This window comes from Microbacterium sp. P5_E9, from assembly GCF_054049175.1.
In genome coordinates this window covers 39,358-61,748 of the sequence record NZ_JBFUMV010000023.1, presented here as the reverse complement: position 1 = coordinate 61,748, position 22,391 = coordinate 39,358, and the positions used below count along the sequence as shown (strand labels likewise).

General features: G+C 69.5%; 20 protein-coding genes. 10 read left to right on the top strand and 10 right to left on the bottom strand.

Features of this window, described 5'->3' with window-relative positions:
- Positions 1 to 4: 4 nt before the first annotated feature.
- From ACXJ3V_RS19350 to ACXJ3V_RS19340, 3 genes are read right to left on the bottom strand one after another with little or no spacing between them, the layout of a single operon-like run.
- Positions 5 to 1,102 carry a Gfo/Idh/MocA family protein gene (locus ACXJ3V_RS19350; protein WP_457101982.1) on the bottom strand — a complete coding sequence of 366 codons (1,098 nt, stop codon included), beginning with the start codon at positions 1,100 to 1,102 and terminating at the stop codon, positions 5 to 7.
- A complete protein-coding gene (locus ACXJ3V_RS19345) occupies positions 1,087 to 1,797 on the bottom strand; it encodes a ThuA domain-containing protein (RefSeq protein ID WP_457101981.1) in 711 nt (236 codons plus the stop codon). The genes ACXJ3V_RS19350 and ACXJ3V_RS19345 overlap by 16 nt, the downstream gene beginning before the upstream one ends.
- Positions 1,794 to 2,681: a phytanoyl-CoA dioxygenase family protein gene (locus ACXJ3V_RS19340; protein ID WP_457101980.1), complete on the bottom strand. Its 888-nt coding sequence runs from the start codon at positions 2,679 to 2,681 to the stop codon at positions 1,794 to 1,796. The genes ACXJ3V_RS19345 and ACXJ3V_RS19340 overlap by 4 nt, the downstream gene beginning before the upstream one ends.
- 118 nt (positions 2,682 to 2,799) lie before the next feature.
- On the opposite strand from ACXJ3V_RS19340, the gene ACXJ3V_RS19335 reads away from it, so the two are divergent.
- Positions 2,800 to 3,687, top strand: coding sequence for a helix-turn-helix transcriptional regulator (locus tag ACXJ3V_RS19335; protein WP_457101979.1), 888 nt, complete (start codon positions 2,800 to 2,802; stop codon positions 3,685 to 3,687).
- A 114-nt stretch (positions 3,688 to 3,801) separates the two neighbouring features.
- Positions 3,802 to 4,641 (top strand): alpha/beta fold hydrolase, encoded by an 840-nt coding sequence (locus tag ACXJ3V_RS19330; RefSeq protein ID WP_457101978.1) that lies wholly within the window; start codon positions 3,802 to 3,804, stop codon positions 4,639 to 4,641.
- A gap of 6 nt (positions 4,642 to 4,647) precedes the next feature.
- Here the strand turns inward: ACXJ3V_RS19330 and ACXJ3V_RS19325 are convergent, their stop codons facing one another.
- Positions 4,648 to 4,983 (bottom strand): hypothetical protein, encoded by a 336-nt coding sequence (locus tag ACXJ3V_RS19325; protein ID WP_457101977.1) that lies wholly within the window; start codon positions 4,981 to 4,983, stop codon positions 4,648 to 4,650.
- A 218-nt stretch (positions 4,984 to 5,201) separates the two neighbouring features.
- On the opposite strand from ACXJ3V_RS19325, the gene ACXJ3V_RS19320 reads away from it, so the two are divergent.
- The 7 genes from ACXJ3V_RS19320 (at position 5,202) to ACXJ3V_RS19290 (ending at position 10,156) form a co-directional block, all read left to right on the top strand.
- The gene (locus tag ACXJ3V_RS19320) at positions 5,202 to 5,936 is read left to right on the top strand and encodes a hypothetical protein (RefSeq protein ID WP_457101976.1); all 735 of its coding nucleotides are present in this window, start codon (positions 5,202 to 5,204) and stop codon (positions 5,934 to 5,936) included.
- Positions 5,914 to 6,327, top strand: coding sequence for a phage holin family protein (locus ACXJ3V_RS19315; RefSeq protein WP_457101975.1), 414 nt, complete (start codon positions 5,914 to 5,916; stop codon positions 6,325 to 6,327). The genes ACXJ3V_RS19320 and ACXJ3V_RS19315 overlap by 23 nt, the downstream gene beginning before the upstream one ends.
- The gene (locus ACXJ3V_RS19310) at positions 6,324 to 6,932 is read left to right on the top strand and encodes a DUF3618 domain-containing protein (protein ID WP_457101974.1); all 609 of its coding nucleotides are present in this window, start codon (positions 6,324 to 6,326) and stop codon (positions 6,930 to 6,932) included. The genes ACXJ3V_RS19315 and ACXJ3V_RS19310 overlap by 4 nt, the downstream gene beginning before the upstream one ends.
- Before the next feature lie 73 nt (positions 6,933 to 7,005).
- Positions 7,006 to 7,362 carry a hypothetical protein gene (locus ACXJ3V_RS19305; RefSeq protein ID WP_457101973.1) on the top strand — a complete coding sequence of 119 codons (357 nt, stop codon included), beginning with the start codon at positions 7,006 to 7,008 and terminating at the stop codon, positions 7,360 to 7,362.
- Between the two features lie 83 nt (positions 7,363 to 7,445).
- Positions 7,446 to 8,261, top strand: a complete 816-nt coding sequence (locus tag ACXJ3V_RS19300; RefSeq protein WP_457101972.1) for an isocitrate lyase/PEP mutase family protein — start codon at positions 7,446 to 7,448, stop codon at positions 8,259 to 8,261.
- A 118-nt stretch (positions 8,262 to 8,379) separates the two neighbouring features.
- The gene (locus ACXJ3V_RS19295) at positions 8,380 to 9,633 is read left to right on the top strand and encodes an amidohydrolase family protein (protein WP_457101971.1); all 1,254 of its coding nucleotides are present in this window, start codon (positions 8,380 to 8,382) and stop codon (positions 9,631 to 9,633) included.
- A 67-nt stretch (positions 9,634 to 9,700) separates the two neighbouring features.
- The gene (locus ACXJ3V_RS19290; RefSeq protein ID WP_457101970.1) at positions 9,701 to 10,156 is read left to right on the top strand and encodes an SRPBCC family protein; all 456 of its coding nucleotides are present in this window, start codon (positions 9,701 to 9,703) and stop codon (positions 10,154 to 10,156) included.
- 13 nt (positions 10,157 to 10,169) lie between these two features.
- Here ACXJ3V_RS19290 and ACXJ3V_RS19285 read toward each other — a convergent pair whose 3' ends face one another.
- From ACXJ3V_RS19285 to ACXJ3V_RS19275, 3 genes are read right to left on the bottom strand one after another with little or no spacing between them, the layout of a single operon-like run.
- Positions 10,170 to 10,550 carry a VOC family protein gene (locus ACXJ3V_RS19285; protein WP_457101969.1) on the bottom strand — a complete coding sequence of 127 codons (381 nt, stop codon included), beginning with the start codon at positions 10,548 to 10,550 and terminating at the stop codon, positions 10,170 to 10,172.
- Between the two features lie 41 nt (positions 10,551 to 10,591).
- Positions 10,592 to 11,710, bottom strand: a complete 1,119-nt coding sequence (locus ACXJ3V_RS19280) for a metallophosphoesterase family protein (protein ID WP_457101968.1) — start codon at positions 11,708 to 11,710, stop codon at positions 10,592 to 10,594.
- Positions 11,707 to 13,794, bottom strand: coding sequence for a DUF5054 domain-containing protein (locus ACXJ3V_RS19275; RefSeq protein WP_457101967.1), 2,088 nt, complete (start codon positions 13,792 to 13,794; stop codon positions 11,707 to 11,709). Before ACXJ3V_RS19275 ends, ACXJ3V_RS19280 begins: the two co-directional genes overlap by 4 nt.
- A gap of 97 nt (positions 13,795 to 13,891) precedes the next feature.
- On the opposite strand from ACXJ3V_RS19275, the gene ACXJ3V_RS19270 reads away from it, so the two are divergent.
- Positions 13,892 to 16,915: an alpha-mannosidase gene (locus ACXJ3V_RS19270; RefSeq protein WP_457101966.1), complete on the top strand. Its 3,024-nt coding sequence runs from the start codon at positions 13,892 to 13,894 to the stop codon at positions 16,913 to 16,915.
- Between the two features lie 243 nt (positions 16,916 to 17,158).
- Here the strand turns inward: ACXJ3V_RS19270 and ACXJ3V_RS19265 are convergent, their stop codons facing one another.
- Genes ACXJ3V_RS19265 through ACXJ3V_RS19255 form a run of 3 tightly spaced genes read right to left on the bottom strand, consistent with a single transcriptional unit; the run spans position 17,159 to position 22,383 of the window.
- Positions 17,159 to 19,036: a hypothetical protein gene (locus ACXJ3V_RS19265; RefSeq protein WP_457101965.1), complete on the bottom strand. Its 1,878-nt coding sequence runs from the start codon at positions 19,034 to 19,036 to the stop codon at positions 17,159 to 17,161.
- Complete coding sequence (locus tag ACXJ3V_RS19260; protein WP_457101964.1) at positions 19,033 to 20,478, bottom strand: alpha-N-arabinofuranosidase; 1,446 nt, start codon at positions 20,476 to 20,478, stop codon at positions 19,033 to 19,035. Before ACXJ3V_RS19260 ends, ACXJ3V_RS19265 begins: the two co-directional genes overlap by 4 nt.
- Positions 20,479 to 20,508: 30 nt before the next feature.
- Complete coding sequence (locus ACXJ3V_RS19255) at positions 20,509 to 22,383, bottom strand: beta-L-arabinofuranosidase domain-containing protein (RefSeq protein WP_457101963.1); 1,875 nt, start codon at positions 22,381 to 22,383, stop codon at positions 20,509 to 20,511.
- Positions 22,384 to 22,391: the final 8 nt, after the last annotated feature.

Below are 22,391 nucleotides of genomic sequence, written 5' to 3'. Positions count from 1 at the left end.
GAGGTCACCAGTTCTCCGGTCTGCTGCCGCGGGCGACCGGGGCGGGTCGAGACGCGGTGCTGGTGAGTTCGATGACGCGGTGCTCGCGCCCCGCGGTGATGATCGATTCCATGATCTCGAGCACATGGAACGCGAGCTCGGCGGACGCGCGGTGCGGCCGGCCCGTCTCGATGGCGCGGGCCATGTCGGCGAGTCCGAATCCGCGGCCGGCATCCACATAGCCGGCCTCGGCGGGCACCTCTACCCACTCGCGCGTGTCGGCGGTGGCAACGGACACCGTGTCGGAGAACGCATTCGGATCGGGCATCGCGATCGTCCCCGCCGTCCCGTAGACCTCGAAGAACGGCATCCGGGTCGCCCAGACCTCGAAGCTGACGGTGACGGTGCTGGTGGCGCCGTTGACGTGCTCGAGCAGGGCGGTCACGTGCGTGTCGACGTCGACATCGACGATCGCTCCGGCGTTCGGGCCGGTGGCGATCGTCCGCTCGCGGGTCGAGCGACTCACCGCCCCGGACACCCGGCGAACGGCCCCGAAGAGCGTCACGAGGCTGGTCAGGTAATACGGCCCCATGTCGAAGAGCGGCCCCCCGCCGGGTTGGTAATAGAACGCGGGGGACGGATGCCACACCTCATGTCCGGGAGAGACCCAGTGCACGGCGGCGCCGACGGGGTCGCCGATCCGCCCGCCGTCGAGAACGGCGCGGGCAGTCTGGATGCCCGTGCCGAGCGCGGTGTCGGGGGCGCTGCCGACGCGGAGGCCGGTCTGGGCGGCGCGCGCGAGCACCTCCGCGGCTTCTGCGGTCGTGAGGGCCAGCGGCTTCTCGCCGTAGACATGCTTGCCGGCATCCAGCGCCCGCAGCGCGATGTCGGCATGAGCCGCCGGGATGGTCAGGTTCAGCACCGCATCGATGCCTGGATCCGCGAGCAGCTCATCGACGCTCAGCGCCCGGGTTCCCTGGGCGTCGGCGACGGCTGCCGCGCGCGCCAGATCGAGGTCGGCGACCGCTGCGAGGCGGAGGCCGGGAAGGTTCGGGAACTGGGCGAAGTACTGGTCAGAGATGACACCGACCCCGACGACTCCGATCCTCAGCGGGCTGCCCACAGCAGGCCCCTCTCGATGATCGTGCGCACATTCGGGTTCTCGACCACGTCGAGCTGGTGGCCCGGTGCCGAGACGAAGATCCGCCCCTTGCCCCACTGCCGGGTCCAGATCGCGGGGGCGGTCACCGGCCGGTTCCAGGCATCCCAGGGACGCGCCTCCTGCGTCGTCGTCGCGAGGACGTCGTTGTACTCGTCGCTGAGCACCCAGTACTGCTCGGTGACGAGGTCGAAGTCGTCGATCCCCGCGGTGATCGGATGCCGCCGCCCGAGCTCGGTGATGTGCACCGTGTACGGAATGAAGACATCGGTGCCGTCGCCCGTGCGTTCATCGGGATGCTTCGCCGCGTGATGGGCGAACTGCCCGCCGATCATGTGCAGATAGTCCGCGCTGTTGCGGTACGAGTCGGCGATGCCGCCGTGCCAGCCCGCCATCCCGGTCCCGTTGAGGACGGCAGCCTGCAGCCCCGCCAGCTCCTCCGGCTCGATCGTGTTCATCGTGTTGATCTGCACGATGAGGTCGACCGTGGCGAGGTAACCGGCATCCGTGTACACCACCGTGCCTTCCTCGACACGCACCTCGAACCCGTGCGCTTCGAGGAAGGGGATGAACAGATTCGTGGTCTCGACCGGCATGTGACCATCCCAGCCGCCGCGCACCACGAGAGCGCGCCGGGTGACAGCGGTGGATGGCGTCATCGGTCGCAGCCGCCGTCCTTGTCGCCGCGGGCATGCGGGGTGGAGATGTCGCGGATGCCCTTGTAGGCGTAGGGGTCGACGCCGGCGACCAAGACGATGTCGCGGAAGTCGGCTTCGCCGACGTGGCGGCCCTCGGCCTCATTGCGCCAGGGCAGCAGCGACTCGGCGCTCATGTAGTGATTGACGAGGGCTCGGCGGTAGCCGCGCGTGCCGGAATTCTTGAGAGATCGGTGCAGCAGGTACCCGTTGAAGATGAGCGCGGCGCCGGCCGGGATCTCGACCGGGATGGCGTCGGCTTCGGTATAGGGGAAGCCGTAGGCCTCTTCCGTGCAGTCGTACTCGGGATCGTCCTGATCGCGGTCGGGGTAGAGCACGCCGCGCCGGTGCGAACCGGGAATCACCCAGAGGCACCCGTTGTCGAGATTGGCGTCGTCGAGGGCGATCCACGCCGCGGTGAGGGAGCGGTCACGAGTCGGGATGAAGTGCTCATCCTGGTGCCAGGCCTGACCCGGCTTGCCCTCGGACTTGACGAAGAGCATCGACTGCATCGCCTTCACGTTGGGTCCGATGACAGCGGTGAGCGCCTCGACGATCTGCTCCTCGTGCAGCGCTGCTGCAGCGAGGGGGGAGATCTTGTGCGGGTAGTGGATGCACAGAAAGCTGCGCAGCACGTCGTCGTCCGAGGCTTCGGTGAGAACGGCGCCGTTCGGCAGGGGAGTGTGCCGGCAGATCTGCACAGCCTCCGCGTTGAGCGCCTCCACCTCTGCGGCGGTCAGCGCGGACGACAGCACCGCGAAGCCGTCGCGTTCGTACTGGGCGCGGAATTCATCATCCACGCGGTCGTGCATCGGCACTGATGCGCGGAACGGCGTCATCGTTGACATGTATCTTCCTTCCATTCGCGGGATGCATCCTCGCGATCCTGCCAGAGTTCCAAGAGCCAACGATATGAGCAGGACCTGCCGGATCCAATGGATCATCGAAGCAATAACATGTATATCCATGACATTTGTCACGACGTCCGTCGAGGTTCGCTCACTCGTCAACATCGCCCGGTACGCACCCGGTGAGATCTTCGGACCGCGAGTCATGACGTCCCACGAGTTCGTCTGGCTGCGGGAAGGCTCCGCGACGTGGGAGATCCTCGGGTCCGGGGGCGGAGTGACCGAGACGCACCGGCTCATCCCCGGCGTGATGGCACTCGCGCCCCATGGGGTGGCCGAGCGGTGGGTGTGGGATGCCGCACGCCCGAGCTCGCATGCGTTCGTGCACTTCGATCTCCCCCCAGAAGTCGATGCATCGGCGTGGGCGAGGACCCGCGCGATGTCGGAGTGTCCGCCGTTGGCTGCGCTCGCTGACAGCCTGTTCGCCATCGGCTCGGCCGGCGAGGAGATCGCCCCGATTCGAAGCGGACAAGTCATCGGCCTGATGCTCGAGCTCTTCCTCTCCGGTCCCGTCGTGCCGCGGCAAGGAGCCGCGGCATCCCTCTCGGACCGCGTTGCGGAGTACGTCAGAGGGACGTGGCTGGAGGGCGGCATCCGGATCGTCGGAATAGCCGAACTCGCGAGCGCCGTCGGGGTGTCGGCAGGGCACCTCTCGCGCTCCTTCCATGATCGGTACGGCGTGGGACCTGCCGGTGCGCTGGAGCTCATCCGGCTCGGACGCGTTGCGGTATCGCTGCAGCGAACGTCGATGCTGCTGGCTGAGATCGCGAGGGGGAGCGGGTTCACCGATGAGTTCCACATGTCGAGACGCTTCTCCCGGATCTACGGCGTGCCGCCCGGCGCCTATCGACGGGCTCACCTCGATGCCGAGCCTCTCCAGCCCATCATCGCGGCGCGGCTGATGCCGCTCTGGAATGCCGTCCTGACGCACACGCCAGTCGCCTGATTCGTCGCGCCGAACCATGCTCTTGTGCGGGCCCGCTTCGGCTCTCATACTGGCCCCGTGGAGGGGCGTCCGGTACGGAGCCTTCGACACCAGCAACGGAGGTTTGGGGCATCCGTGTTCGGTGCCCTCCTCGTCGCGGCAGCCGCTCTCGCGGGGTGCAGTCAGAACGCCGCCCCGAGCCCTGGACCCTCGGTCGGAGACGGCGTGCGGGACCTGGCGACGGGTGGCACGGTGACGCTGCCGGACGGCCGGGCCATGTACGTCCGCTGCTCCGGTGCCGGCTCGCCGACCGTGATCCTGGAGAGCGGCGACGGTGACAACACCGGGTCGTACGGATTCGCCGAGCATGACCTCGCCGCGGTGACGCGGACGTGCGTCTACGACCGCGCGGGCCTCGGAGACAGCGATCCTGCTCCGGGCCCTCGTCAGCTCAGTGACCTCGTCGGCGACCTGGAGGACTGGCTCGATGCTGCAGGGGAGACCAGTCCGTTCGTCCTCGTGGGCACCTCCGGTGGCGGCTACATCACCGCCGGCTACGCGGAGACGCACCCCGATGACGTGGCGGGGATGGTGTTCGTCGACACCGGGGCGCCCTTCCTCGACCCGCCGCAGGAGATCATCGATGAGACTCGCCCCGACAATCCGGAGAACCTGGAGCAGCGCGACTTCCTGCAGGTGGAGAAGGACGCCTGGGCGGCGCGGCGGCTGATCGGCGACATCCCGGTCACCATCATCTCCAACCACTACTCGACCGACGAGATCGCTGCGGAGCAGGATGCTTCCGCGCGGCGAGGCATGGTGGCGAATGTCGACGAGCAGAAGGGGTGGCTCGTCCTCAGCCCCCGCGCCACGCAGATCGTCGTGACCACCGGTCATGCCGTCGAGGAAGCCGACCCCCAACTCGTCATCGACGCCATCCTGGCTGTCGTCGACGACGCCCGAGGGGCAGGCTGAACCGCCTCACTCGAGGTCGGGATCGAACCCCGCACGTGGCCCGTCCTCGACCGGCACGATGACGGCTGCCGGGTGCAGCAGCCGCATGCGGCGAGCGAGTTCTTCGACGACGTCGGCGTGGCTGTGGTCGCTGATGTCGTCGCCGGCGACCGTCGCATAGAGCTGGCTGGCCGGTCCGAGCAGGAACTCTGCCGTGACGCTCTCACCCTCGTCCGTGAGCACCGGCACGGTGACGACATCGGAGCCCTGGGTCTCGGCGAGGGCTTGGGCGTAGCGGAGGAGCGCGTCGCAGACGTCGTCGGCCACCAGCACGGACTGTCCTGTGAAGTACAACGTCATCATCACCCCATGATGTCGCGCCCGATCTTCTCGGTCAGTGGGGTTGTGCGTTCCCACTCGCCGCCGTACTCTCCCGGCGCACACGGCCCGCCCCTCGCAGGGCCTCGACGACCTCCGCTTGCACACTGCGGTGCTCTTGGCAAGGCCCAGTCCGGTATCGCCGTATTGACGTAGGAAAGGGGGACGCCGGTCTCCCGACCGGCACTCGAGAGAGGGGCATCATGCCGGAGAACTATGAGCCGATTCCGCAGACCGGATCGGATGTCGCATACGGCGACACCTCGACGGTCGACGCCGCAAAGCACGAAGCCGTCGACCTGAAAGACACCGCTGTCGAGCAGGCGAAGGATGTGGCAGCGACCGTCAAGGACGAGGCATCCGTCGTCCTCGGCGAAGCCAAGTACCAGGCGAAGGACCTGTATGCGCAGACGCAGCAGGAGCTGAAGGAGCAGGCGAACACCCAGCAGCAGCGCATCGCCGCCGGGTTGAAGTCGGTCGGCGCGGAGCTGCGCGCGATGGCGGCGAACTCGGCAGGCGCGGCGAATTCGGGTGTCGCCACCGACATCGTCCAGCAGCTGTCCGGACGCCTCTCCGGAGCGGCGACATGGCTGGGTGACCGCGACGCGGGTGCCGTCCTGACGGAGGTCAAGCGGTATGCGCGGCGCAAGCCGGGCACGTTCATCATCGGCGCAGCCATCGCCGGCATCGCGTTCGGTCGTCTGACGCGGGCCCTCGCGGCCAATGCAGCCGCCGACAGCGAGGCCGCAGCCGCCCGCACGAACGCGGCAGCGCGCACGAGCCCGCCGGCGGTGGACGCGTGGCGGACGCCGAGCGCGACGACTCCCGCGGTGACGATCGCGGAGGGGGAGACCCCCMTCTACGCCCAGTCCACCGCCGCGTACGGCGATGCACTTCGCTCGGAGGGTGGCCGCGATGACCGATCCGACACCTTCTGAGACCAAGGCCGCGACGACCTCGCTCGGCGACCTGCTCGCTGAGGTCAGCCGGGACATCTCCACCCTGATGCGTCAGGAGCTGGAGCTCGCCAAGGCCGAGCTGAAGGTCTCCGCAACGCGCACCGCCAAGGCGGGCGGCCTGCTCGGCGGCGCAGGGTACGGCGCTCTGATGGCGGTGTTCTTCCTGTCCGTCGCGCTGTGGTGGTGGCTGGCGACCGGCATCGGCGGCGGATGGGCGGGCGTCGTGGTCGCGCTCATCTGGGCGGCGATCGCGCTCGTGCTGTACCTCGTCGGCCGCAACCGGCTGAAGGAAGTGAATGGGGCTCCGCAGACCGTGGAGACCCTCAAAGAGATCCCCGAAACATTGAAGAGGAATGAGGAGAACCGATGACCGATTCACCTGACCAGATTCGTGCCGACATCGAGAAAACCCGGCGTGAGCTCGGCGGCGACGTCGACGCGCTCGCCGACAAGGTGTCGCCGTCCAAGATCGTCGACCGCCAGGCCGACAAGGTCAAGCATGCACTGGGATCGGTGCGCGACAAGGTCATGGGCGCCGCCGACGACACGGGCGAGGCGATTTCGGATGCCGGATCCTCCGTCGCCGAGCACGTCGTCGATGCGAAGGACAAGGTGGTCGCCAAGGCAGAGGGCAACCCCCTCGCCGTCGGACTGATCGCCTTCGGGGTGGGCCTGCTGGCGGCATCCCTCGTCCCCGCCTCGGCGAAGGAGAAGAAGGTCGCCGCGGAGGTCAAGGACCAGGCGCAGCCGCTCATCGACGAGGTCGCCGACGTCGCGAAGGACATCGGCGCGAACCTCAAGGAGCCGGTGCAGCACGCCGCGGCCGCCGTGAAGGACGTCGCCGTGGACTCGGCCGAAACGGTGAAGGCGCAGACGCAGGATGCCGCCGCCGAGGTCACGGGACAGGCGAAGGATGCTGCGGCTGAGGTCAAGAATCAGGTGCCGGCCGCGCGCGAGAACGTTTCCGGGTACTGATCGGAATCGAATGGGCGGGGCCGCGCACAGCGCGGCCCCGCCCTCTCACGAGAGACATGGACAAGCCCACAGCATGAAGCTCGCCCCGCCCTACAAGCCGCCGACCATCAATCGCCTGTCGCGTCCCGACGTCTTCGTGCTGGCCCGCATCGATGCGGGCAGCTGGCAGATCCTGAACAAGCGTTACGGGCCAGGTGACGCGCGACTCGTCGTGGCGACGGTGCGCGAGATCCAGGCCGACGAAGTGTGGGTCGAGTGGCTTCACGCGACCGACCTCCCCACGACCTACCGGACGGCCCTCGAGGTGCTCGACAGCGCCCTTTGTAAGCCGCCCCGAGTGGGCGCGGCCTCGCGGCCGGCGCCTATTGCCCATTTCCCGCTGGCGCATAGCCGCGAGGACCACACTCGGTGGCAGAGCGCCCCGGAGTGATTCAGCCCGGCCCCTGAGCTTGTCGACCGGCCCCTGAGCTTGTCGAAGGGTCCGGGAGCACGGTTCGATGCCAGGGTGACTTCATGACCATCGAACGGGCCACCGCCCTCCTCGCCCTGCACGCCGGACCCGGCTTCGTGATTCCGAATGCGTGGGATGCCGGGACCGCTCGCATCCTCGAGCAGGTCGGCTTCCCCGCCATCGCCACCACGAGTGCCGGCATCGCCTGGTCGTGCGGTGTTCCCGACGGCGGGGCGCTCGACCTCGACACGATGCTCGAGCACGTCGGTCGGATCGTGGCCGCCGTGCGCGTTCCGGTGAGCGCGGATCTCGAGGCCGGCTACGGCGACACGGCCGAAGACGTCGGCCGCACGGTGGCGCGGGCCGTCGATGTCGGAGTGGTGGGCGCCAACATCGAGGATGCCGTCGCCGGCGGCCTGTTCGGCATCGACGAAGCCGCGGACCGTCTCGCTGCGGCACGGGCGGCAGCGCCATCGGGCACCTTCGTGCTGAATGCCCGGACCGACAGCTACTTCGCCGGCACGACCGGCGATCCGTTCGCCGAGACCGTGGAGCGTGCGCTGCGGTACATCGAGGCGGGGGCGGACTGCATCTTCGTGCCGGGCGTGAACGACGAGGACACCATCCGCCGCCTCGCCGCCGCCATTCCGGCACCGCTCAACGTCGTCGCCGGGCTCACCTCGAACATCATCGCCGCTCCCACGCTCTTCTCGCTCGGCGTCAGGCGGGTCAGCGTGGGCGGCAGCCTGGCGAGGGCTGCTCTCAGCGTGGTCGAGCATGCGGGGCGAGAGCTGCTCGACACCGGCACCCTCGGATTCCTCGACGGCGCCATCGGGTATGCCGACGTGCAGCGGCGGTTCGGGGAGCCCGGTCCCTGAGCTTGTCGAAGGGTCCGGGCGAGCATCGGACGCTTCGACAAGCTCAGCGACCGATGCTCCGCGCTCAGCGACCGATGCTCCGTTGGAGTCAGGTCGAGCCATGACATGATCGCTTCCCATGAGCGTGATCACGGGATTCCCCACGACAGGCAGCGCCACGCTGCGCAACCTCCGGCTCGTGGACGTCGGCGATGGGCGGGTCAGGACAGGGCTCGCCGTGCACGTGCGCGACGGGGTGATCTCGGCGATCACGACGGACGACGGCTCCGGCGTCGCGGGGCACCCGGTGCTCGACCTCGGCGACGCCTACCTCGCGCCCGGCCTCATCAACATGCACACCCACTTCTCGCTCTCGCTCCCGGGTGCGGGCGGCGCCGAAGTCGAGGCGATGGATGCCGCCTCCCTCGCGCTGTACATGGCTGACGGAGCGCGCCGCACCCTGCACAATGGGGTGACGACCGTGCGCTGCGTCGCGGAGAAGGGCCACGCGGATTTCGCGCTGCGCCATGCCATCGAGACAGGCCGTGTCGAGGGCCCGAGGATCTACACGGCCGGGCGAGCCCTGGCCTGCACCGGCGGGCACGGCAGCGGGTCGGATGACACGCTGGAATGCGACGGGGCCGACGAGTTCGCGCGCGGCGTGCGATCGCAGATCAAGGCGGGCGCCGACCTGATCAAGCTGATGATCTCGGGCGGGATCGCGGGGGAGCACGAGACGATCTCGACCCCGCAGCTCACATCCCTCGAGATGGCCGCGGCGATCGAGATCGCCCATGCGTGGGGGCGCAAGGTGACCGCGCACGCCGGCCCCGCGGATGTCATCGCCGAGGCGGTGCGGCTCGGCCTCGACTGCGTCGAGCACGGCTATGAGCTCACCCCCGAGGTCTGCGAGGCGATGGCCCGCAGCGGCACCTCACTCGTGCCGACGCTGATCGTCAGCCGTGCGGGATCCTTCTTCGACGAACTCGGCGTGCCGGCGTGGATGCAGGAGCGGTCGCTCAACGCGGGCCCGCGGCACCTGGAGTCCTTCCGTGCCGCGCTCGACGCGGGCGTCGACATCCTGCTCGGCAGCGACATGCCCCCGTTCTGGCCCTTCGAGGGAACGACCGCTGTCGTGCGCGAACTCGAGCACATGCACGATGCGGGTCTCGACGCGCCGGCAACCCTGCGCGCGGCGACCCTCGCGCCGGCCCGCTGGCTCGGCATCCAGGCGCAGGCGGGGAGCATCCAGGAGGGCGCGTGGGCCGATGTCATCGCACTCCCGGAGAACCCGCTGGAGAGCCCCACCGCGCTGCGCTCGATCGACTTCGTGATGAAGGGCGGCGTGGTCGTGCGAAATGAGCACCCGACCGGCGGCGCTGTCAACCCCTAGGGGGCGAGGCATCCGTTCCGGCTGAATGGATTCGTACCCATTCGAATCACGCAGCGAGGAGCACCCCATGGCGCAGATCATCGAGTCCATCGACGTCGACGTCCCCGTCCGCACCGCCTACAACCAGTGGACGCAGTTCGAGAGCTTTCCGAAGTTCCTCGACGAGGTGGAGTCGATCACGCAGCTCGACGACACCCACACGCACTGGAAGGTGCGCGTCGGCGGGGTGAAGCGCGAGTTCGACGCCGAGATCACCGAGCAGCACCCGGACGAGCGGGTCGCCTGGACCAGCACCGGCGGCGACACCGACCACGCCGGCGTCGTCACCTTTCACAAGCTGACCGACGACTCCAGCCGGGTGACGGTCCAGCTTGACTGGGCGCCCGACGGGCTGCTCGAGACTGTCGGCTCGCTGGTCGGGCTCGGCTCGCACGCGGTGAAGAAGGACCTGCAGAACTTCAAGGAGTTCATCGAGGCCTGGGGCACCGAGACCGGCGCCTGGCGCGGCGACATTCCGGCGTAGCCGGCGGCGGTTCCTAGAACTCGCCGCCCTGCTGGAGCAGCACGAACCCGTTGCCGTCGGGATCGGCGAACTGCGCCTGCACGCCCCAGCCCTGGCGCGCGGGGTCGGCGACCTCGACGCCCGCGTCGCGGAGTATCGCGACCGCGGCCGTGATGTCGTCGGTGTGCAACACGATGCCCTGCTGCCACCCCGGACCGGCCTGACCCGGGAACGGCGGGTGCAGGGTGAAGTCGACCGAGCTGCCCGCCGGGGCGACCGAGAGCCAGCGCTGATCGCCGAAGGAATTGTCGGCGCGCACCTCGAAGCCGAGGACGTCACGGTAGAAGGTCAGCGCGCGGTCCTGGTCGGCGACCGGGATTGTCACGGTCTGGATGCGCAGCGGGGGAGTAGCCATGGTCAAAAGCCTACGGAAGGCGACGACGCGTCGCGAGACGGCTACGCCAACGGTGCGAGGCGGATCTCGTGCACGACGCCGCCGGCGAGGTCGCGCATGGTGAGCACGAGTTCGGACGCGGATGCCGCTCCCTCGATCCACATCGCTGGCTCATCGCCGGCCGGATCGGCCTCGGGTCCCCCGGAGACGAGCTGACCGTACGGGAACTCGGGGGTCGGTTCGAGCCAGGCGGGTTCGTGCGTGTGACCCGACACGACGATCTGCGCACCCCAGGCGACCAGGGCGTCGTGCCAGGCATCCCGGCTCCTCCGGCTGAACTGGTCGTATTCGCCGGCGTCGTAGTCGACGGAGGACTCCTCGGTCCAGCGCAGCGGGATGTGGCAGAACACGACGCGGTAGGGGGCGTCCCGAAAACCGGGACGCGCCGCGACCTCGCGCAGCCACTCGGCCTGCTCGGCGCGCAGCGGCTCGAACGCTACGCGACCCTCGAAGGTCGGGTGGTCGTCGGGCTTGTCCTCGCCCGTGTGCAGCACGACGCAGGCGACGGGACCGATCCGGAACGCCGTGAATGGCCGGCCATCGGGGGTCGCCACGAAGTCTTCGAGCTGGTACGCCCACGTGCCGCGCACGTCATGGTTGCCCATGACCACGGCGAGCGGGCGGCCGCTGCTCACGTCGAGCCCCGCCGGGCTCAGCACGGTCGGGAGGAACAGCGCCGGGTCGGTCCAGTCGTTGCAGAGGTCGCCGTTCCACACCAGCACATCGACTTCGGGGGTGGCCGCGTGCAGCGCACGGATGGTGTCGTCGTGCTGGTGCGTGTCATTCCAGACCGCGAAATGCGCGGAATCGGATGCCGCGTCCAGCGTGCGCACCGTCTTCCACTCGCTCTCGTGGCGCTCGTGCGGCACGGCGACGGACTCCGTCACCGCGCGCACCCRCATCTCGGCGCCGGCGGGCCAACCGCTCGTGCGCACCCGCAGGACGCGGTCGCCCTGCGGCACCATGCCGAACGCGTCGGAGGTGACCAGACCGCTCGAGCCCGCGGCATCCTCCCACTCCAGCCAGCCGCGGCTCAGCCGGTTCACTCCCCACACGACTTCGAATCCGTCGGTGCGCGGCGCCATCACGACCGGGGGGCTGGTGACGAGGCGGGCGCTCATGCGAGGTCGAGGACGAAGCGGAAGCGGAGGTCGTCGTCGAACCACATCGTGAAGTTCGTGCCCCACACGTTGTTGTGCAGGTTGACGTGGAATCCGTCGTCCGGGTCGGGCACCGCGTTGTCGAATCGCAGCAGGGCGGGCCGGCCGACCGCGACCAGCGCCGCATCGAGCGGGCGGAGCGAGAACCGGCGCCCGGCGGTGTGGCTGATCTCGGCGACGGCGTGGAGGCTGCGGCCGCCGTTGCGCACGACGGACTGCGGGTCGACGGCGGTGCCGAGCTTGCTGAGGCGCCACTCGCCGGGCTTCGTCCGAGGGCGGAATCCAAGCCACCCGGCCTCGGGCAGGCGCGATGCGTCCTTGCGGCAGAGGTCGAGGGTGATCGAGATCGGCCCGGGCTGCGCGGGAAACGCATAGGTGAGGCGGATGTCGCGCGGGGCGCCCCACTCCTCCGCGGCCTGCTCGGGCAGTGCCAACTGGAGGACCACCGTCGAGCCGGCGTCTTCGCTGACCTGGTGTGCCGAGACCACGCGCGGCGCGAACGTCGTTGCCGGCAGGGTTTCGGCGATCGCGAGTCCCGGCTTCGACTGGTCGGGCACCGCCCAGAAGCCGGTGTCGTCGAGATCGCGGCAGTACTCGCGCATCCACCGCGCCTCGTCGCGTTCGTCGAAGGTCTGGTACCGATACGACGCGAGCGGATGCCGCGGCCCTGCCCACTCCACTCCGTCCGCGTCGGCGAGCCCGACGAGTGCGCCGTCGTCGCCGAAGCGCACGCGGTACGCGCCGAGGGTATGCGTGTCCGCGAGGTCGAGGGGGATCCCGCCGTGGTCGTTCGGTTTCGCGGCGGGCAGGGTCTCGTCGATCGCCGCCTGTGCTTCCGCGCGGCGCTCGGGCGACAGTGCGGCGAGGGCGCGGTCGAGGTGGGCGCGCTGCTCGGCCCACGACGCTTCGTACGCCGAGTAGAAGAGGCCCTGCGGGCTGGGGTGCTCGGTGTAGGCCCACGCGTACCCGTCGAACTCGGCCGGGTTCGTCGCCGGGTCGACGGTGTCGGCGGCGCGGGCCCGCTGGAAGTCGGCCTTCTCGTAGTTCACGTAGTCGGGCAGGTAGGTCTTCAGGTCCTCGCCCCAGGTGTGCTCGGGCACGAGGAGGAGTCCGTCGCTGAAGTCGTCGCATTCGGGCGTGCCTGGGACGAGCACGCCTGCGGCGACCCACTGGGTGCGCAGTCGCAGCAGCGCCCGCAGGCGGGCCGTCAGCACCGGGTCGCTGGCGGTGCCGTGAATCCACGAGTCGCCGATCTCCTGCTCGACGACCGGCAGGTGCGCCCGAGCGGCCACTGCCGCGGCGCCGAACGCGTCGAGCGTCGAGGCGATCACCCGGGCGCCCGGATAGGCCGCCTGCAGCCGCGCGAACAGCGCCTCGATCTCCGCCACGGGCGGCGGCCCCTGGTTGTCGCCGGTGTGGGCCAGATGCAGCGCATCGCCGCCGCCCGGCACCACGGCGACGCCGAGCTCGGTCGCGCCATAGCTCTGCGCGTAGTTCACGACCACTTCGCTCCCGTCCGGCGCGCGCCACACGAAGAACTCCGGCACGTCGGGCACCGCCGAGGCGTCGTTCACCCCGAGATGCAGGAATGCCAGCCCCGCCTGGCCGAGGAACGGCACGAGGCCGATCGTGTGGCCCGGGACATCCGTCATCTTCGCGGCGATCGTGTGCACGCCGAAGCGCGCGTCGAGACGGCGGCCGATGGCGATGGCGTGCTCGACGAGGCCGGGGTCCATGAGCTCGGTGTGCGTGGTCATGGGCAGTCCGTGCCAGCGCACGTGCCCCGCGCGGATCGCCCGTTCGAGCGCGGCTCGTTCGTCGGCGCTGCCGAGGCGGAGGGCCTCGTGGATCAGCCATGATCCGGTCGTCCAGATGAACCGGGCTGCGCCCCCGCGGCGTTCGAGCTCTTCGGCGAGGGCGATCGCGCCGGGAAGATACTCGTGCACATAGCGGTCGGTGACGCGCGCTGCGGTGTCGGTGAACCCGAGGTCGAGGTGGGTCTTGAAGACGACGTGAACAGTCGAAATCGGCGGTGATTCCTTCATGATGATCCGATGCTACGAGGTTGCGACGACGTCCCGGTAGGAATTTCCACCGCTTACCCGCATACTTTTCTCGACCCCCTGAATCACCGGAGATTCCATGCACGACAACCGCAAGATCACTGAAGGACGAATCGAGCGCTTCGTTCGCGATTCCCTCATTCCAGCGCTGTATATCGAGACCGTGCCGCTCACGCTCAGCGTGTGGGACGACCTCGACGAACCCCTGCCGTTCGCGGACGCCGTCGGCCAGTCCTACCGGCCGATCGAGCTGCCCCGCACCTGGGGCAAGGCGTGGTCGACATCGTGGTTCCACGTGACCGGTCAGATCCCCGAGCACTGGCTGCGCGGCACCGACGCCGCGACGCGAGTGGAGCTCGTGATCGACCTCGGCTTCACGCACGACCGGCCCGGCTTCCAGGTCGAGGGCCTCGTCTACCGCCCGGACGGAACGACCGTGAAGTCGATCAATCCGCGCAGCAGCTATGTTCCCGTTCCGCAGGAGGGCGGCGGCGCCATCGATCTGTACGTCGAGGGCGCGGCGAACCCGAACATCGCCGGCGACTGGACCTGGAAGGCCACGGGGCTGGGCGAGAAGTCCACCGCGGGGGACGAGCTGCTCTATGTGTTCCAGCAGTGCGACGCAGGATTGCTCGACATCACGGTGTGGGAGCTCACGCAGGACGTCTGGACCCTGTGGGGGCTCATGGCGGAGCTGCCCATCGAGTCGCCCCGTCGGCACCGCATTCTCGGCGCGCTCGAGCGGATGGTCGACGTCGTCGACCCCTGCGACGTGTCGGCGACGGCCGCGGCCGGCCGCGAAGCTCTTGCCCCCGCCCTCGCCCTGCCCGCTTCGGCGAGCAGCCACCACGTCGTCGCGATCGGGCACGCGCACATCGACTCGGCATGGCTCTGGCCGATCCGCGAGACGATCCGCAAGTGCGCACGGACGTTCTCGAGCGTGGTGGCGCTGATGGATGCCGATCCGGAGTTCCGCTTCGCCTGCTCCTCGGCGCAGCAGCTCAAGTGGATGAAGGACGGCTACCCCGAGCTGTACGAGCGGATCAAAGCGAAGGTGGCGAACGGCCAGTTCATCCCCGTCGGCGGCATGTGGGTGGAGCCCGACATGAACCTGCCCGGCGCGGAGGCGATGGTGCGGCAGTTCGTCGCGGGCAAGCGCTTCTTCCTGGAGGAGTTCGGCGTCGACACGCGTGAGGCGTGGATCCCCGACACGTTCGGCTACTCGGGCGCCATCCCGCAGATCATCAAGGCGTCCGGCACGGAGTGGTTCCTCACGCAGAAGATCTCGTGGAACCAGACCAACACCTTCCCGCACCACACCTTCCTGTGGGAGGGCATCGACGGCACGCGTCTGTTCACGCACTTCCCGCCGGCCGACACGTATGTGGGCGAAGTCTCTGGGGCCGATCTCGGTCGCGCGCAGCGCACGTTCCACGATCACCGGGACGCCTCGGTGTCGCTGCTCCCGTTTGGGTTCGGCGACGGCGGCGGCGGACCGACGCGCGAGATGATGGCGGCGGTGCGCCGCACGGCCTCGCTCGAGGGCTCGCCGACGGTGGAGATCGACACCCCGGAGCGCTTCTTCCAGCGTGCCGAGGCCGAGCTCACCCAGCCCCCGGTGTGGAGCGGCGAGCTCTACCTCGAGCTGCACCGCGCGAGCTACACGACGCAGCACTATACGAAGCAGGGCAACCGTCGCAACGAACACTGGCTCCGCGAGCTCGAGCTGTGGGCGGCGACCGCCGCCGTGCGCACCGGTGCGGACTACCCGTACGACGACCTGGAGCGGATCTGGCAGCTGGTGCTGCTGCAGCAGTTCCACGACATCCTTCCCGGCACGTCGATCGCGTGGGTGCACCGCGAGGTCGAGGAGAACAATCGCGGACTCGAGCGCGAGCTGCAGGGTCTGATCGGGGCGGCCCTCGCTCACTTCGACGCGGGCGATGGCGGCGAGTACGTCGCGAACGCCTCGCCGTTCGCGCGCGATGGGGTGCCCGCCTTGGCGGCGGCGCCGCGGGTGGTACACGACGGCACGGCGACGCTGGCGCAGACCTCCGACGGGCACGTGCTCGACAACGGCCTCGTGCGGGCCATCGTCGACGAGCGCGGCCTCATCGTCTCGCTCGTGGATGTCGCGACCGGGCGCGAGGCGATCGCACCGGGTGCGGCGGGCAACCTGCTGCAGCTGCACCGCGACCTGCCGAACCAGTGGGACGCGTGGGATGTCGACGAGCACTACTCCCGCGTCTCGACCGACGAGACCGGGGTCGACGCGATCACGGGGTCGCAGGGCGCGGACTCGGTCTCGCTGACGATCGAGCGCTCCTTCGGCACGTCGAAGGTGACGCAGCTGCTCACCCTGCGCGCCGGCGACGCGACGCTGTGGATCGACAACGACATCGACTGGCACGAGAAGCGCAAGTTCCTCAAGCTCGCCTTCCCGCTCGACGTGCACGCCGACCGGGTCGCGGCCGAGACCCAGTTCGGGCACGTGCAGCGTCCGACCCACGCGAATACGTCGTGGGATGCCGCGCGCTTCGAGCTGTGCGCGCACCGGTGGGTGCACGTCGCCGAGCCGGGGTTCGGGGTCGCGATCGCCAACGAGTCGAGTTACGGCTACGACGCGCAGCGCTCCACGCGGGCGGGTGGCGGCACCACGACGACCGCGCGGGTGTCGCTGCTGCGCGGCTCGACGTTCCCCGACCCGGTCGCCGACGAGGGCCGCCACTCGATCGGTCTCGCGGTGCGAGTGGGCGCCGACGTGCGCGCGGCGATCCGCGACGGCTATCGGATCAACCTCGCGGAGCGCTCGGCACCAGGTCCGGTCGCGCCGCTCGTGCGGGTCGACCACCCGGCGGTGCTCGTGGAGTCGGTCAAGCTGGCCGAGGACCGCAGCGGCGACGTGATCGTGCGCCTCTACGAGTCCGAGGGCGCTCGCGCCGCGGCCGAGGTGACCCTCGACTTCGACGTCGACGGGGTCACCGTGACGGACCTGATCGAGCGCGAGATCGACGCCCCCGCGGGCTTCGCGCACGACGGCCGCTCGGTGCGGCTCGCCCTGCGCCCGTTCCAGCTCGTGACCCTGCGGATCCGCCGCTCGTAACCGCTCGCGCACCGGCCGCCGGTTTGCACGCCGACCGATTCAGGACGGTCGACCGATTCAGGACGATGTTGCGGCATCCGTCCTGAATCGGTCGATCACCCTGTTCTCGTCAACGGTGGGGTGTGGCTAGTCGTGACCTGCACGCCGACCGAGTCAGGACGGTCGACCGATTCAGGACGATGTTGCGGCATCCGTCCTGAATCGGTCGATCACCCTGTTCTCGTCGACGCCCGGGGCGGGGACTCAGGACTCCACGACGGCGGTGAGGGTGAGGGAGGCCCCGGGGGCTACGGTCACGGGTGAGCCGTCGTAGGCCTCGTCCCCAAGGCGCAGGCCCCGCGACCCGGGGAAGAGCGCGCTCGCATCGATCCGGAAGGTCCGCTCGACCTCAGCCAGATTCGACACCGTGAACCCCTCCGGCGCGTACCGGTATCGCAGCCGGTAGGCGTCCTGCCCGAGGGTCACCTCGCCGAACTCTGCGAGGCGCGGCGCGATCAGCAGGTCGTCGTCGAGCGCAGGCCGCACGCCGAGGTACTCCTGGAACAGCACCCACGAGAACACGCACGGGTACTCGTAGTAGTGCTCGGCGCCGTGCCAGTTCTTGTCGTCGACGTAGTACACGTGGTTCATGTCGTAGCGCTCGCCCATGATCCAGCCGTCCTGCGCGCCCTGCTGGGCGACCCGCTCCAGCTGGTGCTTGAGCATCGCCCCCGCTCCGCGCCAGGACCAGAACGCGGCATCCCAGCACCAATACCGCCCGGCGGCGCACAGATCGTAAGGTCCGCCGTCGCCGATCTCGGCATCCGTGTAATCCGCGATGCGGGCCGACAGGAACGTCGGGAACCGCTGGAACTCGGGCAGCTCCCGTTCGACGAGGTCCAGCACGGCACGCGACTGCGCCGGAGAAGCGGCACCCACCAGCACCGGAAGGATGTTGGCGAGCAGGTGGATGTGGTCGTGCACGCGTCCCGAGCGATCGACCCAATCCACGAAGCGAGAAGCCTCCGGGTCCCACCATCCGCCCGGAAGGGGCTGGGAGAGGGATGCCGACAACCGGTCGCGCAGCCCGCGATACCGTTCCGCGGCATCCGAGCGCCCGAGCAGATCCTCCAGCTGCGCGAGCAGCTCGAACGAGCGCACCGCGAGCGCCTGCGCCATCGTCTCGCGACCGTCCTTGATGACCTGGTCCTCGTAGTAGACGTCGCCCCAAAGGCGCCCCTGCGGATCGATGTACTCTTCGATACCGGATGCCGCGCCCTCGACATCCGCGATGTTCCGGTGCAGCCACTCGACGTCTTTCGTGCGGGCCACGTAGAGCCAGATCGACTCGAGCACCTCGATGTTGCCGGTGACGAGGAACATCACCGCGTTCTCGGAGCCATCCATCGACCCGCGGCGCACGTGGTACTCGCGGTCGCCGTTCGGCTGCACGGCGCACGGATCGCGCCAGAGTCCGATGGGATCCTCGCGCATGAGGCGCAGCTGCAGCTCGAGCATGCGCCGCACCACGGCGAGGTCGAGCGGGCTGCCCCACGCGACGCGCCCTTTGATCTGGAACTCGTGGTCGACGTCGGGGTAGGTGCCGGCGTACATCCCGGCCATCGTGCTGCGCACGTAGCCGATGGCGTCGGGGTAGTCGGCGCCGGTCGTCCGCTCGATCACCGACGGCAGCATCGTGCCCCAGTAGAAGCCCGCGGCGGCGTCGGCGAGAAGGTCTCCGCCGGGCAGATCGAGCGAGAACCCACCCCCGGTGACGTCGGCGTGCGGCCGTGCGCGGTGGCGCGTGAGGCGAGCGGATGCCGCATCCACTGTCACTGTCCATCCGCTGGCGTCGGGCCGGGCCGTGATCGGCCCCTCGGCCTCGATGAGCCACGACGGCTCCGCGCCGAAGGCATCCGCGGGCAGCACCCACGCGGTGCCGGAGCCCGCCAGCGTGCGTCCGCTCGGATCGCTCGGCAGGACGAAGAGGTCGTCGTCGCCATCCAGCACGAACGCGAGCCCGGGCGGCAGCCGGAGTTCGACCGAGGCGGCACCAGCGAGCGCCGTCAGCGACCACGCCTCCGCGTCGATCGGCGCGAGAGCGCCGCTCGTAGCCGGAAGCGCGGGGGACTCCAAACTCATCCTGCGACGGTGACCCGCAGCGAGACGACGGCGCGCGCCGGGAGCGTGACCGTGATCGTGTCGCCCTGCACCTGGTAGCCGGAGAACACGACCGGGGACACGACGTCCGGCGCATCGAACGTGTTGTGCGCGTCCGACGTCTCGCCCACGAGCACCCGCGCCGAGATGACATCCGCGACGGCCGACGGCAGGCGGAAGGATGCCGCGGCCTCCCGCTCGAGCCCCGTGTTCACGACGCTGATCGTGTACGTGCCGTCCTTGCGGGAGACCGTCCAATCCAGGAACGGATCGGCGTGGTCGGCCGCGGCATCCACCCACTCCGCATCCTGGTGATCCGAATACAGGTCGAACACGTGGTAGGTCGGGGTCTTGACGAGACGGGGTCCGTCGGTGAGCAGCATGCTCTGCAGCACGTTGACCATCTGGGCGATGTTGGCCATGCGCACACGGGAGGCGTGCTTGTGGAAGATGTGCAGGTTGATGGCCGCGGCGACCGCATCGCGGATCGTGTTCTGCTGGTAGAGGAACCCGGTCTCGGTGCCCGGCTCGACGTCGTACCAGGTGCCCCATTCGTCGACGATGAGGCTCACGCGCTTCGCTGGGTCGTGGCGGTCCATGATCGCGCCGTGCCGGGTGAGCAGCTCGTCCATGTAGCGGGTGCGGCGGATCGTCTCGTGCCAGGCCCGGTCGTCGAACCCGGTGGCGGCGCCCTTCACGTCCCACTCGCCGGTCGGCAGCGTGTAGTAGTGCAGGCTGAGGCCGTCCATGTGGCCGGCCGCGCGCGCCATCAGCACCTCGGTCCACTCGTAGTCGTCGGAGTTCGCGCCGCACGCGATCTTCGAGATCGAGTGCTCGCCGTACTTGCGCACATAGGTCTGGTACTGCCGGTAGAGGTTCGCGTAGTGCAGCGGCAGCATGTTGCCGCCGCAGCCCCAGCTCTCGTTGCCGACGCCGAAGAACTCGAGCCGGAACGCCTGATCGCGCCCGTGGCGCTTGCGCAGGTCCGCCATCGGCGAGCCGGTGTCGAGGGTCATGTACTCGACCCAGTCGGCCATCTCGGGCACCGTGCCGCTCCCGACATTGCCGTTGACGTAGGCCTCGGCATCGAGCTGGTGCAGCAGCTCGAAGTACTCGTGCGTGCCGAAGGTGTTCGGCTCGACGACGCCGCCCCAGTGCGTGTTGACCATCGACTGGCGCTCGGGTCCGACCCCCTTCAGCCAGTGGTACTCGTCTGCGAAGCATCCGCCCGGCCAGCGCACGACGGGCACCTTGATCGCGCGGAGCGCCTCGATGACGTCGGAGCGGATGCCGTTCTTGTTGCGGATGCTGGAGTCCGAGCCGACCCACAGGCCCTCGTAGACGCACCGGCCGAGATGCTCGGCGAACTGTCCGTAGACGCGGCGGTCGATGTGGTGGCTCGGTGCCTCGGCGATGGTGATCATGGTGTCCTCTCCGGCGGGCGGCGTGGTCGGTCAGTGGGTGTACGGAGCCGGCTCTGCCGGCGCGGCGCTGTGCAGGTCGCGCTCGTGGAGCTGGGTGCGGCGAGCCTCGACCGATGCCTCGGCGACCGGCCAGTAGACCGTGTAGCGCGAGTCATGGATCCCCGCGAAAGGCTCGAGTTCGACGCTATCCGCGGGATCGGCCGTGCGCAGCCGGTAGCGCAGCGGCGCGATCGGGGTCAGCAGCTCGTTGGCGCCGGCATCCGAGACGATCGGCACAGCGGCGAGCGGCAGGAGCGGGCCGCCGGCGACGTGTCCCCAGCGCTGGTCGTTGCCGCGCAGCCMGGTCAGCTCGTCGTCGGGGTGGCGGGCCGCGAGCACGATCGGACCCGCGAGGAACGCCTGCCACGGCGAGCCGTCGGGCAGCCGCTCGGCGTGCAGGACGAGCGGCACGCGGAACGTGACCCTCGTGCCCGGCTGCCACTCCCGCTCGAGGACGATCGCCCCGGGTGCTTCCACGCCGGAGACGGGCACACCGTCGACGGCGAGGTGGTCGAGACCGGACGCCCACGCGGGGACGCGGAGGCGCAAGGGGAAAGCGCGCGGAGCGTCGAGGTCGAGCACCACCGCCACCTCGGGTGCCGCCGGAAAGGACGTCTCCACGCGCACCAGACCGCCGAACTCGGGGGCATTGAGCGTCGCCGGGACGAAGAGGTTGATCGCGAGGGCGTCGTCGTCGATCCCGAAGACCCACTCGCCATAGCGGGCCTGCGATTCGATCCCCGTGCCGACACAGCACCAGAAGTTCTCGTCGACGGTCGAGTACACGCGGTAGTGCTGCGGGCGCAGCGAGGTGAAGTACACGAAGCCGCCGTCGGGGTGCTGCGCGGAGAGCACGTGATTGATGAGGGCCCGCTCCGCGTAGTCGAGGTGCTCCGGGCGCAACCCGCGCTCGGCCAGGGCGCGCGTGAGCCGCAGCATGTTGTAGGTGTTGCACGACTCCGGGCCTTCGCGGTCGTCGACCATCGGCATGAAGTCGCCCGGCTCGTGGAAGTGCTCGCGCACGCTGTTGCCGCCGATCACCGCGGAGCGATGCTCGACCACGGCACGCCAGAAGACGTCGGCGGCGGCCCGGATGCCGGCATCCGGCGAAATCGCGTAGCCGACCGCCTTGGGGATCTGCGTGTTGGCGTGCAGGCCGGTCAGCGCGTCGCGCCCCTCCCGCAGCGGGTCGAGGATCGCGCGATGCGAGAACCGCAGCGCCATCGCCGCGTACTCGTCCCGGCCGGTGATCATGGCGAGGCGCGCGAACGCCTCGTTCATGCCGCCGAACTCGGTCGCGAGCATCGTCTCGAACGTCTCGTCGTCGACGTCGGCGGCGATCGCGAGCCACCAGTCGGCCAGGCGGGTCACGATCTCGAGCGCCTGGTCGGCGCCGGCGACGAGGTGAGCGTCGATGAGTCCCTGGAACGTCTTGTGCAGGTTGTACCAGGGCACCCAGTTCGGGCTCTCGCCGAACGCGCGCGCCGTTGCGACCCCGTCCACAGCCAACGCGGCGAACAGCTCGGCACCGCCTGGGACCCCGCCGACATAGCCCGTGCCCCGGGCATCCTGCGCGCGGGCGAGCTCGCCGAGTGCATAGTCGAGCCGTTCCCGCAGATCGTCATCACCCGTCGCGGCCCAGAGGTGCGACAGCGCCGACAGGTAGTGACCGCCGGTCTGTCCGCCGAGCCCCTCGCCTTCCCAGCTGCCGTACGCCGGTGCCCGAGGCGTCAGCCCGGCCTCGGACAGGAATGGTGCGAGCAGCCGATCGGTCTCGAGGGCGCGCACGTAGGCGAGGTCGACCCGCAGCGCGTCGGCGAACGGGCCACCGTCGAGCCGCACACTCGTCTGCGGAAAGAACTCCATCGTGCTCC